This is a genomic window from Legionella lytica, from assembly GCF_044626755.1.
Taxonomy (GTDB): domain Bacteria; phylum Pseudomonadota; class Gammaproteobacteria; order Legionellales; family Legionellaceae; genus Legionella; species Legionella lytica_A.
The window spans coordinates 1-337 of the sequence record NZ_JBGORX010000037.1 but is presented as its reverse complement, the minus strand read 5'-3'; the positions used below and the strand labels follow the sequence as shown (position 1 = coordinate 337).

Here is a 337-nt window from a genome sequence, read left to right as displayed (position 1 = left end):
GGTACATTAAAACACAAAGCCAATTAAAAATACTTCGTAAATTCCTCTAGCTCCTCAGGCAAGTTCGTATTTTGTTCGAGGAGTTCTTTATGATGGACAAAAAAAGCCGCCACATTACTTTTAAGGCTCGGAGGTATTTTGGTTAATCCAAGCTTACTGGCAAAATAGTGACAGGCCTCCAAATCATTTCCTCCTCTAATTGCTCCATAATTATCTAATAAGATAATGGTTTTAATATTAGGAAAAATCGCTTTTAATGCGGCACGGCTCATTGGTTCCATTTGCGCAATCTCGGACTCACTTAAAGTAATTGTTTCTATATTAGGAAGAGAGTTTC

Annotated in this window: 1 protein-coding gene; it reads right to left on the bottom strand. The window is 36.8% G+C overall.

The genetic code is table 11. The features are described from left to right. Positions 1 to 23: 23 nt before the first annotated feature. The coding region (locus ACD661_RS16975) for a hypothetical protein (protein ID WP_400189015.1) at positions 24 to 337 on the bottom strand (314 nt) is incomplete at its 5' end.